The sequence below is a fragment of the Streptomyces sp. NPDC001492 genome (genome assembly GCF_053597275.1).
This window is the reverse complement of the sequence record NZ_JBSFHW010000014.1, coordinates 128892-146594: the sequence shown is the minus strand read 5'-3', so window position 1 is coordinate 146594 and position 17703 is coordinate 128892. Positions and strand designations below refer to the sequence as shown.

Annotated in this window: 14 protein-coding genes and 2 pseudogenes; 4 read left to right on the top strand and 12 right to left on the bottom strand. The window is 67.6% G+C overall.

The features are described from left to right. Positions 1-43: 43 nt before the first annotated feature. The 5 genes and pseudogenes from ACWC1K_RS19890 to ACWC1K_RS19870 form a co-directional block, all read right to left on the bottom strand. Entirely contained in the window at positions 44-385 is a 342-nt protein-coding gene (locus ACWC1K_RS19890; protein WP_450832921.1) for a histone-like nucleoid-structuring protein Lsr2, read from the bottom strand. Positions 386-491: 106 nt separating this feature from the next. Then, complete coding sequence (locus ACWC1K_RS19885) at positions 492-707, bottom strand: hypothetical protein (protein WP_450832919.1); 216 nt, start codon at positions 705-707, stop codon at positions 492-494. 5 nt (positions 708-712) lie between these two features. After that, positions 713-970: a peptidoglycan-binding domain-containing protein gene (locus tag ACWC1K_RS19880; RefSeq protein ID WP_450833022.1), complete on the bottom strand. Its 258-nt coding sequence runs from the start codon at positions 968-970 to the stop codon at positions 713-715. A gap of 108 nt (positions 971-1078) precedes the next feature. Next, positions 1079-1768: pseudogene (locus ACWC1K_RS19875) on the bottom strand (N-acetylmuramoyl-L-alanine amidase); the annotation flags it as partial. A 57-nt stretch (positions 1769-1825) separates the two neighbouring features. Continuing rightward, positions 1826-2185 carry a hypothetical protein gene (locus tag ACWC1K_RS19870; RefSeq protein ID WP_450832918.1) on the bottom strand — a complete coding sequence of 120 codons (360 nt, stop codon included), beginning with the start codon at positions 2183-2185 and terminating at the stop codon, positions 1826-1828. Between the two features lie 22 nt (positions 2186-2207). Between ACWC1K_RS19870 and ACWC1K_RS19865 the strand changes: the two genes are divergently transcribed. After that, positions 2208-2951: a hypothetical protein gene (locus ACWC1K_RS19865; RefSeq protein WP_450832916.1), complete on the top strand. Its 744-nt coding sequence runs from the start codon at positions 2208-2210 to the stop codon at positions 2949-2951. Between the two features lie 167 nt (positions 2952-3118). Next, positions 3119-3802 carry an alpha/beta fold hydrolase gene (locus ACWC1K_RS19860; protein ID WP_450832915.1) on the top strand — a complete coding sequence of 228 codons (684 nt, stop codon included), beginning with the start codon at positions 3119-3121 and terminating at the stop codon, positions 3800-3802. A 26-nt stretch (positions 3803-3828) separates the two neighbouring features. On the opposite strand, the pseudogene ACWC1K_RS19855 reads toward ACWC1K_RS19860, so the two are convergent. After that, a pseudogene (locus ACWC1K_RS19855) lies at positions 3829-4123 on the bottom strand (hypothetical protein); the annotation flags it as partial. 463 nt (positions 4124-4586) lie between these two features. On the opposite strand from ACWC1K_RS19855, the gene ACWC1K_RS19850 reads away from it, so the two are divergent. Next, positions 4587-5264: a hypothetical protein gene (locus ACWC1K_RS19850; protein ID WP_450832913.1), complete on the top strand. Its 678-nt coding sequence runs from the start codon at positions 4587-4589 to the stop codon at positions 5262-5264. A gap of 360 nt (positions 5265-5624) precedes the next feature. Then, a complete protein-coding gene (locus ACWC1K_RS19845; protein WP_450832911.1) occupies positions 5625-6011 on the top strand; it encodes a rodlin in 387 nt (128 codons plus the stop codon). Positions 6012-6130: 119 nt separating this feature from the next. Here ACWC1K_RS19845 and ACWC1K_RS19840 read toward each other — a convergent pair whose 3' ends face one another. The 6 genes from ACWC1K_RS19840 to ACWC1K_RS19815 all read right to left on the bottom strand — a co-directional run bounded on the left by ACWC1K_RS19840 (position 6131) and on the right by ACWC1K_RS19815 (position 17683). Further along, complete coding sequence (locus tag ACWC1K_RS19840) at positions 6131-7459, bottom strand: glycoside hydrolase family 6 protein (protein WP_450832909.1); 1329 nt, start codon at positions 7457-7459, stop codon at positions 6131-6133. Between the two features lie 20 nt (positions 7460-7479). Further along, positions 7480-9765: a hypothetical protein gene (locus tag ACWC1K_RS19835; RefSeq protein WP_450832908.1), complete on the bottom strand. Its 2286-nt coding sequence runs from the start codon at positions 9763-9765 to the stop codon at positions 7480-7482. Positions 9766-9780: 15 nt separating this feature from the next. Beyond that, a complete protein-coding gene (locus ACWC1K_RS19830) occupies positions 9781-10875 on the bottom strand; it encodes a hypothetical protein (RefSeq protein WP_450832907.1) in 1095 nt (364 codons plus the stop codon). Positions 10876-10881: 6 nt separating this feature from the next. Then, the gene (locus tag ACWC1K_RS19825) at positions 10882-11748 is read right to left on the bottom strand and encodes a hypothetical protein (protein WP_450832905.1); all 867 of its coding nucleotides are present in this window, start codon (positions 11746-11748) and stop codon (positions 10882-10884) included. Between the two features lie 62 nt (positions 11749-11810). Next, complete coding sequence (locus ACWC1K_RS19820) at positions 11811-12722, bottom strand: hypothetical protein (RefSeq protein WP_450832903.1); 912 nt, start codon at positions 12720-12722, stop codon at positions 11811-11813. After that, positions 12719-17683, bottom strand: coding sequence for a phage tail tape measure protein (locus ACWC1K_RS19815; protein WP_450832901.1), 4965 nt, complete (start codon positions 17681-17683; stop codon positions 12719-12721). The genes ACWC1K_RS19820 and ACWC1K_RS19815 overlap by 4 nt, the downstream gene beginning before the upstream one ends. Between the last annotated feature and the right edge of the window lie 20 nt (positions 17684-17703).

Below are 17703 nucleotides of genomic sequence, written 5' to 3'. Positions count from 1 at the left end.
GTGACCCCCGCAGCAGCGGGGGTCACCGACTATTCGGCAAGTATCAGCGAGCCTTGTCGTAAGCCTCACGGACGGCGGCCGGAACGCGACCGCGGTCGTTTACCTCGATGTTGTTCTCCTTCGCCCAAGCCCGGATTGCCGACGAGTCAGCCCCGCTGGCAGGTGATGCCTTGGACTTCCCCTTTGCCCTCGCTGCGCCGCGAATCCTTCGAGCGCCCTCAGCTTGGAGATAGGGGTTCAAGATCTCCAGGAGCTTCTCGTAGTTCTCATCAGTGAGGTCGATATCGACCCCAGCCCCGTCGATGAGGATGCTGTGGGTGGCGATGTCCGACGATTCCTCGCCAGTCAAATCGTCGAAATATGTTGTGACTACCTTCTGGGCCATGAAGGGGATCGTAGGACACGTTCAGGCACATCCTGCAATCGCAAGCCGCGGGCTCCGGTACTGCTATCTCTCCGCCCCGGAACGAAGGCATCGAGGCGCTCAGGCTTCAGCCCTTGTCGGCGCAGGGAGGATCGAGCAGTAGAGCTTGGTAGGTCTTCCGGTCCTCGACGCGCTGAACGGCTTCGCCGGTGCCAAGGACTGCGGCGACCATGGCGAGGATCAGTCCGGTCGGCAGGTCCTGAACGTAATGGGCGATCAGGGACAGTGCCGCAGCGGCGATGGCGTACAGGCGGGTGCTGTGGGCGTGAATGAAGTCGATCAAGGTGATCAGTTCCCGTAGGCGAGTCGGTGCAGGAGGTCCCAGCCGCGGCGGCCGATCGAAGGATCGTTGGGGCGGCCTGTGGTGAAGAGGTTGTGCTTGCGGTTGAAGTCGGCCACGGACTTCTGGGTCTGCGGGCCGTAGTTGTCGGAGAGTGGCACCGAGCGGTCGAGCCAGCCAGTGTCCTTCAGCGCCTGCTGAAGGCCCTTCGCAGACGGTGACGAGCAGTCCGGAGCAAGACCGTTCGGAAACGGAGGCGGCGTGATGGTCCCGCCGGCGGGCTTCCCGGGGATCGTGAGCTTCTGCCCGGCCTTGATGACGTACGGCGCCGTGATGTTGTTGACCTGGGCAAGGTGCTCCCAGCTGACACCGAACTTCTTCCCGATGCTGGAGAGCGTGTCGCCGCTCTTGACGGCGTACGTTGCTGCCCCGCCATCCTTCGATCCCGTATCTGAACTGCCGCCCGAGGGCTTCGACTTCAGACGTGCGGCGACCCGACCGCGGAGCCAGCCCATGGTGAAGCCCTTGGGGTCGACCTTTCCGGGCTGCCACTCCTTGTGCCCGATCACGCTCGCCGAGCCCCAGCCGTGCGCGCGGCACAGTGCGGCCGAGACTCGCTCGATTGCCTCCAACTGGGCGGCAGGCCAAGGGTCATGGCCGTCGCCGAGGTTCTCGCACTCGAAGCCGTAAAACGACGTGTTGCCGTCGGTGTCGGCCTGGTTCGGCGAAGGAAGGGATCGCTCCGCGGTGACTGCACGGAGCACGTCCCCGTCGCCACGGCCGGCATGGTTGGCGCGGCCGTTCCCGACCAGATGGACCGTACCGTCCTTCGCGATCACGCCATGGCAGAGCGGGCCCGGCAGCCCCGAGTATCCGCGCTCGCAGATGCTGACGGTGTTGCTCGTACCGGACGTCACCGTGTGGTGGATCATCACGCCACGGGCAGGCCCCCAGGGACCCTTGTGGTTTCGATTGTGGGACCGCCAGCCAGAACGCTCGACGACACGTACGCCCTCAGCGTGCAGTGCCGCGACCAGCCGGTCAGGAGTAAGAGGTGTTGCCAACTCGGCGCTCGAAATCTCCCCGCGCCCGAACTTGATGTTGAACCCGCTAGCCCTCGGCTACGGCGATGCCCCGCGCGAGACGATCCAAAGCTGCAAGGCCATGAGGAGCAGCGGGGCCACGAAGGACGAGATCACCAGCCGCCTCGTCGCGGCGGCCTGCGCCTGGTCCTCGCGCCGCTGCAACTCCGCACGCTCCAGGCTCTGGTCATGTTCACTGCGCAAGCCGGCCAGACCTGCTTCGACCTGGCTGATGCGCTGATCGACCGCCCGCTGGTCTGCCCGATACACGTCTTGGGTGACGACCTGATCGAGCCGCGCGGCCAGCTGTGCGAGGTCGCCGCGAAGGTCCTCACGCAGCTGCGAGACGGCACGGTGCAGCTCCCACAGCGTGGGCTCGGCACTCGGCGGCACGGACACTGCAACTACTCCCGGCGGCCCCGTGCCCTACTTCGATCGTACGGGGCCCAAGAAGGCCTGCGATTCTTACGCCGAGGTGATCGCCAGCGACGAAATCCGGTGGCAGCGCACGCCGCCTTCCTGCCAGCTTGTCTGGATGCTGCTGATACTTACGGGATCGAGCTGCTCGGGTAAGTCCACGCTCGCCTTCCCCGCCGGGAAACGGTTTGACCGGCTCGCTGTCCACGAGATGGATGAGAGCGGGGTCCCGCAAGACCCTCCCCCGTACTGGCGAAACCACATCACCGAGGAGTGGATTCAGCGCGCGCTCGAGTACCAGGCCGACGGCATGGACCTCTTGCTGACTGCCCAGACTCCGCTCGGCGAGATCCTGGCCTCGCCGTCCGCGCCTCTGCTGGACGGGATCGCGATGTGCCTGGTCGACGTGGCCGATGCTGAACGGCGTAGGCGTCTGGATGATCGTGACCCGGGACGCTGGTCGGGAGCCGCCATCGATGCGTACATCAATTGGGCGGCCTGGCATCGGGGGCACGCACACGATCCCGAGCACCGCCCCGGGGTCATCATCGACACGGGCGCACCCAATATGGCTTGGCATCGGTGGACGTCGTGGACGGCCAACGATCCGCGGTGGCAGACCCACATCCTCGACACCACGGACCGTGACAGACAGAACTGCGTCGCCGAACTGGAGCAGTGGGTTACTCGGATGCGCGCGGATCTCCGGGCCCGCCGCCATCCTCTGAGCTTTGGCTGGATGGGATGAACCCCAGCCCACAGATGCATCGCCATGCTCGGTGGACGCGGGTGTGCCTGTAGCGGGAATTGGCACGGAGCCACCCTCGTACTGGGCTCTACGTGCTCTGACCGGATACGTTCGCCGGGCTGGGGCCGGGGCTGGTCTGGTACCTGTGAGGCTGCCATCTTGTGATCATGAGGAGGCATGTTCTGGAGGCTGGCGAGATCGATCGTCCGGCGCTGGTCTTGGTGCACGGTGCCGGCCAAGGCGCGCGGATGTGGCGACGGCAACTGGGATCGTTGTCCGACAGCTTTCACGTTGTTGCCCTTGATCTGCCGGGGTTCGGCGGCGCGCCGGGCCCGTTCAGCTTGACGACGGCAGTCGAATCCGTCAGCGAGATCGCCCGACAGCTACGGCCGGTTCACCTGTGCGGCCACTCTCTTGGAGCGATCGTCGTGGCGCGGGTTGCAGCCGAGAGCCCGGAGCTGGTTGGCCGGTTGGTCCTGTCCGGTGGACCTGAGATCGCGCCAGGAAGGACGTCGCTGCGGCGGCTTCGGATCGAACGGCATCGCCCCGGCTGGCTCGTGCGCGCGATTTCCGACCTTCCCGATCGCGCCGGGTGGATCGACGTACTGGACGCTCTGGAAACGAGCGACCTCTCCGCTGTACTTCCACAGATCGCTGCGCCCACGCTTGTGCTGTGCGGGAAGCGGGATCGCGCCAGCCTTCCGGATGCCCGACGGATCGCGGCAGCCATCCCAGAAGCCCACCTGTCCGTGGTTCCGCACGCCGGGCATCTGTTCCCCATGACGGCGCCGCATGCATTCAATGCCATCACCCGGGGATTCCTTGCCCCCGAACAGCAGCAGACTCATTGAGGGCGTCATGGTCCAGTACCGCTTCATCACGCGACTTTGAGTGATCTCCCGCCCCAGCGGATGCGCTTCTCGCTGCGGATACGGGTGCCTTCCTTGCGCTGGGCGGCGAGGACATCGGCGTGGCGGGCGTTGGCGTTGCGCCAGCGCAGATAGGCGTGCAGGGCCCGGGTCTGCGCGTCTCGGCGACGGCCGAACGAGTTCAGCCGACGCCGACAGCGCGGGATGGCTGCGGTGATTGGAGTTGGCCAGGGTGAACTGCCGCAGCGGGCCGAAGTGCGCCTCGATCGGGTTGGCCCAGGACGCGTAGGTCGGGGTGAAGCACTGGTGACCCAGGCAAACAGGGCACCGGCCACCAGGCAGGGACCGTACTTCTTCCTGCCGGGACTCCTCTCCGAGTCAGGGGTGGGGGTCAGCCGAGGCGCCGAACCAGCCCAGGACGGGGACGGGGCTACTTGTCCTCATCGCGAAGTTGATGTCGAACAATGCGCAGCACAAAGACCACCAGGTGGACCGGGCAGAGCTGAAAGAACCGGGCGGAGCTGAAAGACCAGAGTGAGGCGCTCGCCCGCGAGGCCGCCCAGACTTCACTAGTTCACCCCTGAAAGGGCGGTGCCGGTCCACCTCGCGAGCCTCGGGCGGGCTCAGCGTGAATCGCCCCGAAGCCTCGGAGCAGGCTTTTCGCCGTATGTGCCCATGTGCTCCCGTGCGCCGGACCCCTGGTGTGGTTCGGCGACTTCGGTGGGGCAGTATCTGCTCGGTCTGTTCCGCTGCGTGAGGGGTCGTCATGTCATTGCGTCGCGCCGTGCCGCTGGTGCTGTCCTGTCTGGTGTTGGCGGGGTGTTCGTCCTCCGGGCCCCATTCCGGTGGGGACAGCGGGAAGAACGTTGCCTCGGCGGAGCCCTCGGGGACAACGGGTTCGTCGGTACCTTCGGGTTCGGCGGGGACGATTCCGGTGGGTGCTGGCCCGCAGAAGACCTACACGGTGCAACAGCAGCCCCCGGCGGGCAGCTGCCACTACCGGCACACCAAGGATGGGGAGCCGCTGCCGGATCTGAAGTGCACGCCGGGCGCGACCTCGCCGGCGGTCACGCAGGCGAACCTGGCACAGACGATCTGCCGGAAGGGCGGCTACACCAAGGGGATCCGGCCGCCGGTTTCGATCACGGGGCGAGAGAAGACACTGAATGCGGCGTCCTACGGCTACGCGGGCAGCCTGAGTGACGCCGAATTCGATCATGATATTTCGCTTCAGCTCGGTGGTGATCCAAATGACGCCCGCAACTTGTGGATCGAGCCTGCAGATCCGGGCCACAGGGCCGGCGGCGGCATCAACAACAAGAAGGACCCGGTGGAGACGAGGCTGCACACCGCTGTCTGCTCCGGCAAGGTCACGCTGGCCGCAGCGCAGAAGGCGATCGCTACGGACTGGACGACGGCGTTGCAATCGCTGGGCCTTGGGTGACGGGTTGCCGCGCCCGGAGGAGGTGTGCGACGGGAGGTGGCTGACCCATCGGACACCCCCTAGAAGACTGATGAGGATCTAGGGAGGGGGCGCATCCTGTGTGGCAGGGCAGCCTCTTCTCGTTAGGGTGCGGCCGGGGGAAGGCCGCCCAGGTTCTGTTGCGGTGGTCGAGTCCCTAACGACCGTCCCAACGACTGTTCCCCAGGTGGACTCCGCGCGACCCAACGCGGGTTACTTGGGGGCGACGACACATCACTCGTTTGAGTAGTGCTCCGACCATTCACATGGGGCCTCGACACCGGCTACCGCATGGTGATCACGGGGGGTCGGCATTGGGCTGGCCTCAGTGGGAGGGGAATCATGATCCGTAAGATCGCCGTGGGCGCGTGCGTCGTCTTCGCCCTGCTTGCAGCGGCCCCAGCCGCTGTCGCTGCCGACGGCCCGGACGGCGCCAGCGCCAACGGCTCCAAAACTGGCTACGGCAACACAAAGACCGGCGGCCAGGAGAGCCCGCAGATGAGCCTCATCCAGGGAACCCTGAACAAGCCCTGCCTCGGTATTGGGAAGCTCGGCGTCCAGTCCCTCATCGCCTTGATCAATGTCGGCGTGCAGGACGTCCCCATCCTCAGCTCCCAGCAACAGCAGCAATGCACCGACAACAGCACCATCAACGACGGCGACGACCCCCTGTCCCACATCCTCGACGAGATCCCCGTAGTGTCCGGCAACGGATCCGCCAACGGCTGACACGTCTGGTCCGCTCGCCCTGGACGACACATCACTCCTGCGCTCAGCCGCGATGAGCAGCTGAGCCCTGAAGCCTTCCGGGTTCCGCACCACCCAGCCTCAAGATCTTCATCAGCCTTCTAGCCGTCGATGAGGTGCTCGGCGAGGAAAGGGGAGAAAGCGCCGGCAGGAACGTCGCGGGCCACGCCGCACATGCCGTCGGAGTCACCGGGGACTTTGATCCACAGCAGGTATTCGGCGCCGCCGACGCCGATCGAGGAGGGGACACCGAGGCGACGCCCGCCCGGGTTGCAGTAGTCGACGTGCTGCCCGCTTCCGTCCATCGCGCCGTTGCCGTTGCGTGAGGTATCGATGACGAAGCGGACGCCCGGAGCGCCGCGTGCTGCCAGCTCCTGGGCAACCTGATGCCCGTAGGTGCAGGAGACGTCCGTGGAGTCGTAGTTCGCCACCCCGATCGCGAAGCCTGCCGTACGGGCTACCCCTGCTGCGGCGAGCCGGGCCGCCATCTCGTCGGCCCGGATCCACGTGGCGTTGCCGCCATCGAGATAGGAGCGCACCAGTGGGCGCGAGGCCAGGGCGTCCGCAGCGTAGGCGACCAACTGCGTGCGCTCGGCGCGCATTGCCTCAGTCGGAAGGCTGCCGATCTGGCTGAGCGAGTCAGGTTCCACGATGACGAGAGCAGGCCGGTCGCCGATGCCGGCGACGAAGCCGTCAACCCAAGCCCGGTATTCCTCCGGAGACTTGGCGCCGCCGCTGGAGTGGCCGCCGTTGTCCCGGTTGAACATGTTGTACGCCGTCAGGAGGGGCGGCCGCCCCACAGCGGCGGCCGCAGTCACATAGGCGTCGACATCACCCTGGACATCCTTGTTCCAGTCGCCGAACCACTTCGCGGCAGGACGTCGCACCAGGGCCTGGGTGATCTTCACCGCCCGCGGATCGTTCGAGTTGGCGGCCACCCACTTCGCGGCATTGGAGTCCGGATCAACGTAGAAGCCCTCACGGGCCGTGGACGAGGTGAGCCGCACGTCGCTGAGGTGCACGGTGACCGCTGTCCCCTGGCCGAACTGGAAACTCACCTGCCCGGCCGTGGTGTCGATTCTCGAGGTGAAGGAGAACACGACATGAGTGTCGACCGCGGGCAGCGTCACGGTCCTGTCCAGGGCAGCGTTCCACGGGTCTGCGCCGAGCCCGACCTGCGCCCGGAGGGTAGTGCCGGACTGGCTGGCGCGGGCGGTGAAACTCAGCGTGTACGTACAGCCGGACCGCAGGATGATGTTGTCCTGCCCGAAGGGGGCGTCCCAGAGATTGGCGGCATCAGTGGTGGCGGTGGCCTCCAGGCCGTTGCCGGGCGCGGCCAGGGTGACCATGGCCGGGTCGCCGGACCACCAGCCGGTGGTGCCGTCGGTGAAGGTGCCGTTGGTGACGAGGTCTCCGTACAGTGCGGTCACGAGTAGCTGTGCTCCTTGGGTTACTTGATGTAGGTGACGCGCAGTCGCGGCGGATGGCCTTGGCCGATGCCGTCGAACATGCCGTACGAGGTCTTGTTGGTGGTGTTCGGGTCGATCGCAATGCCCCGGAACTTCGTTGAATCGAAGATCGAGGTGATGTCCACCCACTGGCCGCTTGCGCGCGCCCACTTGGTGACGGTCTTCGAGCCGGTCTGGTCCGCCGAGAACTTGCTCGGACGTGAAGCGTGGCCGTGGACCTTGAGGACGGCGGTGCCGCCGGAGGCGTAGTACCAGTGGTTGGCGTAGAGATACACCTCGACCTTGAGGAGCTTCGCGTCGGCGAGGTCCTTGGCGAGGCTCCCGCCGAACCCCACGAGCGCGGCCTGGGTGCCGTTGTTCGCCGAGTAGTAGCCGGCCACCATGCGGTTTCCGTAGTACGAGTTGTATCCGGACCGGTTCGCGTAGCTCCCCGACCAGGACGCGTTGTACTCGCGCTTCACCTTCACCGGAGGGTCAGGGACGACAGCGCCACCTGTGTTGTAAACGCCGGTGTCCGGTGCCTGCTCGCCGATGTCCTCCACGCTCAGGTGCCCCATGCGGCCCTTCGCGCCAGTGAGGGTGATCTGCTGGCCTGCGGGAGCGCCGCTGTCGCTGGTGAACGTGAGCAGCAGCCGATTCCGCCCGGGCCGGATCAGATCATTCGGTGCGCACGGACCGATCAACTCCAGCCGTGCTTCGCGGCGCGTCGACGTGAGCGGATGGCGGGCCTCTTGCAACTGCGTGGAACTGATCAACGGTGCAGAGGCGTAGCCGCTGCGCAGCCGAAGCACCAGGGAGCCGCCGGTCTGGGAACATTCCGCGGTGCCGTTGTAGACCACGCGGTACATGCGTCCCTCTTCGGCGTCGAAGGCCAACTCGACGTAGCCCATCTCGGTACCGGTGGTGGTCTTCACGCCGGTGGCCATCCAGTCCATGGCGACGATGCCGCGCGGCCCGTCATACAGGTCGGTGAGGTCGTCGCCGCCGATAGTGACCTTCCCCGCGACGTTCAGGTCCTGGAATGAGGCGTCTCCGGTCGAGCCGATCGCCGCGACCCTGGTGGTGCCGTCCCTCAGGGTTAGGTAGTTGGCCTGCCCGGAGACGAGCGAAACGACCTCTTCCCCGTCCTCGTCGTACAACCTCAGTCCCTGCGGCCCGAGTTCAGCCCGGGCCCCGCCGGTGACATCCCCGAAGATCGTGTGGGCCTGCGCGTTGTCGAACACCACCCACCCCGCGGTCGCGGCGGATGCCTCCAGGCACAGCACTGCGCGGGTCGTGCCCTGCGGTGCGGCCACCTGCCCCGTGACTCGCTGCCACACCCCCGGCACGTAGCTGGTGGCTTCGGCGACTCCGTAGCCGAGGATCTCGCCGGTGCTGTTCTCCCAGCGGGCGAGGATCTTCACGGCCTTCGCGGCAAGATCGTCGGACACCAGCACATCGATGCCGAGGAACAGCTGAGAGGCGGCCAGTACCGGCACAGTCGCCAACGGCAGCGTCCAGTACGTTTCGGCTGCGGCAGTGCAGTCGAGACGGATCCCGACCCCCGTCCGGTTACCGGGAGCGAACGACCACGCCGTGCCGCCCGCTGCGACAGTGTTCGCCGTGGCCGCGCCCTCGAACCCAGGATCCGGCACCAAGTTCGTGCCCTGGCCGACCGCAATGTGGTCGGGGGTGACGGAGCCAACGGCCAGGTGCGGGGTCGCGATGGCGCCGACCGCGATGTGCCCCTGCTGAATGACCTGCTGCCCGAGATCCCCCGACACCGCGCGCCGGGCCGACGTACGCACGGCATCCGAGGCGACGCTGGGTATGCCGGAGGTGTTCACCGCGACCAGCCGCACCCACAGCGGCCCGTAGTGGTTCACCGAGATGGTGACCGAGGCACCGGATGCGGCCTCGATCGTTGCGGTCGGCCATCGCGGATCCGCCTGCATGCTCGCAGACGTCAGCACATGAACCTGCACGCGCGACAGATCCAACGGGGCCGCTTCCGCATCAGTAAAGGCGCCGTCCCAGGTGACCCTGAGCCCTCCGAGCACCGGTTCCACCTCCGGCACGGATGGGGCAGGCGGACGAGGGCCGTTCACCGCGATGACGCCGCTGGTGCCGTCTGGCTGCTGGCCGATGACCGCGCGCAGGGAGCCGCTCTCGTCGTACACGTCGACGGAGCCGTTCTCCAAGCTGGCGTTCGCCAGCTTCGGGGCGCGGATCGCGGTGCGGAGCAGCTTCTCCAGGCGGGCGAGACGAGTGCCTATGTCGGTGGGCAAGAGATGGGTCCTTGTTCAGGCGGCGGTGGCGTACTGGTGGGCGCCGGACGGTTCGAGTCGGAGGGTGGCGGTCTCCCCGGCGTCGGTGTCGGGGCGGATGGTGTAGCCGGTGATGCGGCACCAGCCGGACCACGTGCCCCACTCATCGCGTACGAAGACGTGGACGTCGTCGCCGATCTGCCACGACCCGATCGGTGCGGCCGGATGATTGCGGACGGTGATCTCTTCGACGTGGCCGAGGTTCTGCCGCCACGCCCGCTCGGCGCGCGCCCGCTGTGCGAGAACGTCACGGCCGCGTACGTCGGGAAGCTCGAGGACGTGCTCCAGGCGGAGGCGCTTGTTGCGTACGGCGTCGATGGCGCGCTGCTGGGCTCGGCCTTCACCGGCTCCGGTGGCGATGACGACCTGCGCGTACTCGTCGGCGCTGTACGTGATGGGGGTGGATTCGGTGATGTTGGTGTCGGTGGAGAACGCGATGTCCGTACGGCGTGCTCCAAGGCGGGGATAGCCGACCCGGATGCGGCGCACAGGGCGCCGATTCGCATCCCACCAGGTGGTGCAGGTGTAGTCCGGGGAGTCCGGGGCCTTCACCAGATCATCGAGCAGGTGACCGAGGACCGGGGTTTCCCACCAGTGCGAGTGCCACGGCTCCGCGGGTGTGCCCACCGTGCTCTTCGACGTGGTGGCGTCCACAGTGATGCCGAGGCTGCCGTCGGGGATCGACTGCGCGTACGACACGATGTCCCGCATCACCCGGCACGGGTCGGTGTTCACGTACGGCCCGCGGCCACCGAGCTCACCGTCCAGGTCGTGGCGCTTGTGCAGGTACGAGCTCCAACCAGCGGCCTCCACCGGCAGCTTGTTGCCCTCGGGCTCGGCCTGCCAGATGAGCCCGCCCCACCGCAGCAACCCGTCCCGCTCCACGTACAGCAGGGCGTTGCCAGGGTTCTGGGTGAGCTCGGGCAACGACGACGCGAGCCGCGGCGACAGCGTGCCGCGCAGCTCTCCCGGCCCATTCAGCTCGGGCCCGAACTCGACGTTCTTCAACGGGAGATCGTGCGACAGCCACTGCCCCGTGAGGGCGTGCTGGATCAGGTACCGGTACGCCACAGCAGGTCACACCGGGCCTTCGGTGAACTCGATGTCCGCGATGATCGACGTACCGCCGTCGACGCCGAGGTCGCCCTTCCAGTCCTTCGACATCTTCGCCTGCATGAACAGCGTCTGCGTCGTGCCCCGGTACGAGGACGGCAGCGTGATCGTGTCGGCAACCACAGCAGTCGAGCGCCGCACCACCTTGCCCTGATTGTCGTCAACGACAGTGTCCTGACCCTCGATCGTGCCGAACACCGGCTGCAGCCTGCCGTACAGCGAATCGAAGTCCATCCGCAGACCAGCGAGCGTGATCGTAAGGATCAGCTTCGTCGCCCAGTCCGGCACCGGCATCTGCCAGCGCGCCTCAGACGGCCAGTCGTGCCACTTGTCGTCGTCCTTCCACGCCTTCGTCAGCTTCGACGGATACGCCGTGTACAAGGTGCGCTCACGGCGAGGGTTCGCCACCCGCCGCACGTCGCGGATCATCCCGGCCGTCACCGTGCCCGTGCTCGCCGGCAGGTCGACGCGGGCCAACGCCACTCCCGTCACACCCTTGGGCGCCGACGACACGGTGGAGGACACGTTGGGGATGACGTCGAAGAAGTTGATCGCATCCGCCGCCGGATCCAGTCCGCCCTCGAACTCGGGGTCCTGCACCCGCAGCACGATCAGATCGGATCGCGGCGTCGCGCCGGTGGGAGCGATCGGGACGGTCGCGGCGCCAATGTTGTACGCCGTGTACGAACCCTGCCACGTCGACGCCCTGCCCCGGATCACAGCGGACCCGTCAGCGATCTGCACACCGCCGCCGGGCACCGGCAGAGGTGTCACCTTCAGGTCCGTGGCTTCGGTGACGCCTTCAGAACCATGCGACAGATCCTTGATCATCTGCCGGAACGTCTGGGCGGAGTGGGTGGCACCGTTCACGAGCAGCGGGGCCTGGGCAAGCGTCATCGGACGGGGGTCTCCTTCGGGTCAACCAGAGTCTTGAAGGCGTCACGCCACGCCACCTTCAGGCGGGCGGATGCGGTCGGATCGGAAGCGGTCCAGCGGATTTCCGAACGTCCTGGGGGCAGACGGAAGTCGCCCAGCGGGGACGTGGTGGCGAAGGTGCCGCCGTTCTTCCCGGTCACGGTTCGCTGGCCGGGGCGGGTGTCGACCGTGACGTGCTCGCCGGCGGGGATGGTGATGCCGAGATTGATCTGCCGGCCGGTCTCCACGTGCGTGATCACCGGGTTCGCGCACGGCCCGTAGATGGTGATCACCGGGTGGGCGTCGATGTTCCCGCCGTTGGTGACCCAGCCCGGCCGGTTCTGACCGGACAGGCTGCCATCGCTCACGTGGATGGGGGCCTGCACCGGGGCGGTGAAGCCGCCACCGGACAGCCACCCGAGTTTCAGCTCCATGCTCTGCTCGGCGTCCGCGTAGTAGCGCGGATCAGCAGTGAACTCGACGTCGAGCGGCACCCACCCGAAGACCGCCTCCTCCCACGACGCCTCGGCCTTACGGAGCCGCCCGTACAGGACACGGACCGGGCCGCCAGGCCACTTGATCCGCAACGGCATCACTGCCCCGCCGACCGTGCGCACCCGAGGATCGTCTGCGGCATCCTCGATCTGGGCCACGACGCGGGCCGCAGCAGCCGGATCACCGGGCGTCTTCACGCCGCAGTCGATGCGCAGGGTGCGGGCCTCGTACCAGTCCGGGCTCAGCCACACGCCATCCGCGGCGGGACGATCGACGACCTCCCCACGCACACCGGGCCGGGCGAGGCCTTCGATCCGGGCGATGGGGATGCTGGTGCCGTGGCCGAGTCGTATCCCGGCGAACTCCAGCTGGAAATCCTTGAGTTCCGTGCTCACCGCAGAACACCTCCGCGGTGGGCCCGGCGCATCTGATACGAGACAGCGGAGGCGATGTCGTTCGCGGTTGCCCCGGCACGGGTGACGTGGATGGTCTGCTGGCCGATCGCCGGCGCCTGATGCACCACCACGACCTGCGCCCGACCCGCCCCGGCATCCACCAGGCGCTTGGGGGTGAGCCCGTATCCGAAACGGTCCGCGGTCTCGGACAGCACTGCGGTTGCCCGGCCGCGTTTCGCCACCGCGTGCGGGATGTACGACTCGGCGCGAGTCTCCGGCTCGGCGAACTTGATCAGCCCGTTCCTCGAGGAGTACACCCCCGGCTCCCAGATGCCGCCGTTCGCGTACGCCTTCCCAGCATTCGCCTTCACCAGGTCGGCGAGGAACCGGTCCGCCTTACTGCCCGTGGCCTTGATCTGGCCCTTGCCGCGGTTGGCGATCTCGATGACCCGGTCCTCGTCGAGCCCTGCCCTCTCGGCCACCGCGTGAATGCCGCGACCCTTGGCCAGGGCGCCGATGAGCTTCACGAAGTCGCCGAGCTGATCCGAGTCGAGGGTTTTGCCCGCTGACTGGGCCGCGCTGTTGGCCTGCTTCGCCTTCTTCTTGTCGCGTACGGCCTGGGCGGCGAGCGCCTCAGCGTTCTCATCGCCATGCTCCGCCAGCCGCGTGGCCAAAGCCCCGTACCCGCTGGAGGCCAGCTTGGCGAGGTTGTTCTGGAACGCCGTGGAGTCCTTGACCGCGTTCTTCAACTGGCCCGTGTAATCGGACAGCGTGGCCTTCGCGGTGCCGGCGAGCTTCGTGAGCTGCGCAGCCATCGACTGCACGTACTTATTGGAGCCGCGGGCCATCTTGCGGGTGAGCGCGACACCGTCTTCGCCCATCTCCTCCAATGCCTTGGCGACATCGGTGCCAGCCCGCCGCGATACGGTCGCCAAGTCGTTGCGCCAGGCCGAGGCGGTGCGGACGGACTTACGCAGGTTCCGTTCGAACATGCCGAGGTCGAAGTGCTCCTTGCCGCCCTTGCCCTTGCGCTGCGACTTGGAGACGACATCGGACACCGAGAACCCGGAGCCGCCGAGTGGCTGGTACGACCAGTTCGACAGACCGCCATCCGCGTACCACTCGATGCCGGACGGGTCACCGCCCAGCCGCCGCACGATCTCCTCGGTGATCGCCCTCGACCGGGGCCGCTTCGACCTGCGAAGAGGCACATAGCCCTCGCCGTGCGTCTCGGGCTCACCCCACACACGCCACGATCCGGCCGGTGCGATTTGCGCGATGTGGTTCTCGCGGACGCCACCGTTCGCGTAGTAGTCGATCACCGACCCGCGCGCCTGTGGGGCCTGGATCGCGTCCGGGACACCGTTGCCGTCCCGATCCCAGCTCGTGGCTCTGAGGGACACGCCGACGCCGATGGTCCGGCCCGTGATCCCGTTGATCGCGCTCTGAATACTCCCCGCCGCCGCGACGGGCCCGCTGGTGGGCACCGTGACGGTGACGTTCTTGCTGCCCGGGATGTCGGCGACCTTGATGCCCAGAGCTTCGAGCTGCTGCCGAGCCTCGCCAGTGGGCGCGCTGAGCGTCACGGTCTTGCCGCCGGGTACCCCGGCGATCTTCTGCTTGACCGCCTCCAGGCTGTCGATCGTCGCTTGCGTCGAAGCAGTGACGTTGACGTGCTTGCCGCCCGGAGTCTGAGCGATCTTCGAGATCAGCGCATCCAGATCCGTGCGCGCCAGATCAGTCGGGGCAGTGACCTCCACACGGCGGTCCTTCAAGTCCTTGATCTTGAAGCCGAGCTTCTCCAGATCCTCGCGAGCATCGTTCGACAGAGTGGAGATCGTGATGGTCTTCTTGTCCGGCTGAGCCTTCAACGCCTGCTGAACCGCCATGAGTTCAGCAATCGCCTCATCCATGCCGGCCGTCTGCAGCAGGATCGACACCTGCGAGGGGACCAGACCGGCATTGTCGGCGAGCTTCGCCGCCTGCTCGGCGGACAGGCCGAAGCCCTCGGCCGTGGAGATCGCCGAATCCCGGGCCGTCTCCATCTGCTTCTGCGCGGCCTGCAGCGCCTCGGGAACGGACTTCCCGCTCGCCTCCGCGTACTGGTAGGCGGCGAGCGCGGCGTCCGCGGAGTTCGTCGACAGGCCCTGCAGCAGGTCGTACAGCTTCTGCCCGTTGCGGGTGACCGTGGACAGCGAGCCATCCATGTTCAGCAGGGACTTTCCGTATCCCTGGGCATTATCGACGCCGCCCTTCAACGCCTCGGCGGCGTCCGACACGGACCGGTTCAGCCGCGCCTCCGCAGCGGACAGGTTCACCGAGCCGCCGGCCAGGATGTTCAGAGCGTCATGCAGGGCCCGGGCACGGGAGTCGGCGTCTGCCGTCGTGTCCGAAAGGCGGCGCATCGCGTCGGAGAACTTGCCGAACGGCCCCACCGCATCGGCCGCGGAGCGGCCCGCGGCACCGTTCACGTCGGCAAGATCGCGGGCATCTTGCACCGCCTGGGACATCTCGCCCTTGACGGAGCCGAGGGCCTCAGCAGCATCGTGAGCCTTCTGGCCCACGTCGGTGTACATGACGCCGCCGCCGCGGACCGGCTTCAGGTTGATCGCGGCGACGTCCTCCATGCGTTTTTGGAGCTTCCCGAGCCCGTCGTCCTGGCTGAGGTAGGCGTCGGTGAGCTGCTTGATGGGCACGCCGGCGTTCTTCATGACGTCGACCAGGCGTTCCTTGCCGTCCAGGACCTTGGTGTCCATCAGCTGCTGGGCGGCTGCGGTACGGACGCTCTCCGTCACGGCGCCGTTCGACTCGCGCAGCGCCTGGGTGAGACTGCTGATCCGCGACTGGTGCTCGGCCGCCGCCTGGGCGGCTTTCTGCTGGTGAGAGGCGAGCACCGACAGCCCGACACCTGCAGCAGCGAGTGCCACACCCCAGGGCCCGCCGAGTGCACCCATCAGTCCGCGGGCCGCGCCGCCGACTCCGGTACCGATCGCACGCGCTACTCCGGTGATCGGCCCGTTCGCGTTGCGGAACGCGGAGGCCATCTGACCCACCACCGGAATGCGGGTCTGCACCACCGCGAGGGCCTGACCGATCCGGCCAATCGACTGCCCTTGCGCAGCCGCAAGGTGCTGCTGGAGACGCATCTGGTCACCGAGAGACCGGTACGCGCCCACGACCGGCCCGGACACCGTCTGACCAAGCCGCGACATCAGGGGAGCGACACGACGTGCCATGAGCATGGCGATGATCGCTGTCTGCACGGGCCCCGGCAGCGCCCCGAACCCGCGCACCAGGCCGGCCACAACATGCCCGATCGGGACCAACGCTCCCGACACGGTGCCCGCGGCGGCGGAGACCAGGTTCAGTGCGGTAACGACGATGCCGAGCGCGGTACCGCCCGCATCAGCCTCTTCCGCGACATCGCCGATGGCGTCAGCGACGGGCGAGACGGCGGAGCCGACGTTGCGCAGGATGTCGATGAGGGCACGGCCGCCGTTGATGAGGACGTTGAACCCCGCAGCCGCGGTGTCGAAGGCGAGGTCCTTCAGCGGCCCGCCCAAACCTCCGAGCGAATGACCGACCTCGTCAAAGCCCGCCGAGACGGCCTTGGACACGGACGGGCGGGCCAGCGTGTACAGGTCGTGCACGTAGTCGATGGCTGCCGCCATGCCGGGCGTGCCCGCGGCCATCCCAGAGGTCATCAGCCGCGTGACCTTCTCCAGCCCCGGTGCGGCCGCCGTGTACAGGACCTGCCCGGTGTTCGAGGCTTGGGTCTTGAGCTGGGTGACCGCACCCGCCAGCCCCTTGGTCTGCGAGGCGGCGATCTCCCCGGCCGCGCCGGTGCGGGCAATCGCCGTGTGCATCTGGTCGAAAGACTCGACACCCTGATGCGCCAGAGCCGACGCACCCGCGAGCGCAGGCTTGCCGACCACGTCGGCGAGGGAACCCAGAAAGTCCTTCTGGGACATGCGGTGCTGGGCTTGCTCGAAGCCCTCGATGACCGTGCGCAGGCCCTTGAAGTTGCCCTGCGCGTCCCACGCCTCGATGCCCAGCTCGGCCAGGCCCCGCTTCATTCGCGCGGTCGGGCGCGACAGGTTGGTGAGCATCCCGCGCAGGGACGTTCCTGCCTTGGAGCCGAGGATGCCGGAGCGGGCCAGCATCGCCACCGCAGCCGACGTGTCCTCGATGGAGATGCCGAGCTGGGCGGCGACCGGCCCGGTGTACGACATCGCGTAGTAGATGTCCTGCAGCCCGCCCGAGGCGGCGCTCGCCGACGCCGCGAGCACGTCGGCGGCACGCCCGGCATTGTTCGAGCTGAGCCCGAACTGGTCCATGACGTCGCCCAGATACCGGGCGGCGTCCGCGGCCGAAAGGTTGTCGGCCGCGGCGAGCTGCATCGCAGCCCGCGCGTTCGCGATGGACGACGTACTGGTCTGGCCGGCCTTGGCCAGCTCCAGCATCGAGTCCGCGGCCTTCGCCGCAGACGTGCCCGGGATCTTGAGGTCGGCGCCGAGCTCACGGGCCTTCGCCGCCGCCTGCACCATCTCCAGGCCGGACGCGCCTGTGACCGCGCCCCACTTGTTGATGGCCCGCTGGTACTCGTTGCCCTCCTTCGCGATCTCCGCGAGCCCGGCGACGATGCCGCCGCCGACCAGAAGGCCACGCAGGTGGTGCGCTTCTTGCCGGGCGCCGAGCAGCCCGTGGCGGAGCTGCCGCATCGACGCGTGCCCATCCGCGCCGACACGGCGCAGCCCGGCACGGGCACGATCGGAATCACGGGTCAGCGCGCGCAGACCGGTAGACGATCCGCGGGCACCGGCCCCGATCTGGGTGAGATGCCGGTTGAGGGTGGCGGTGTCGCGGCCAAGGCCGCGCATGGCGCAGGAGGCCTGCCGGATCTCCGACAGGAGATGGGAGAAGTCCGCTCGCGCCTGAACGCTGAGCGTGTACGACGACACCTGCCGGTGCCCCTACCTCC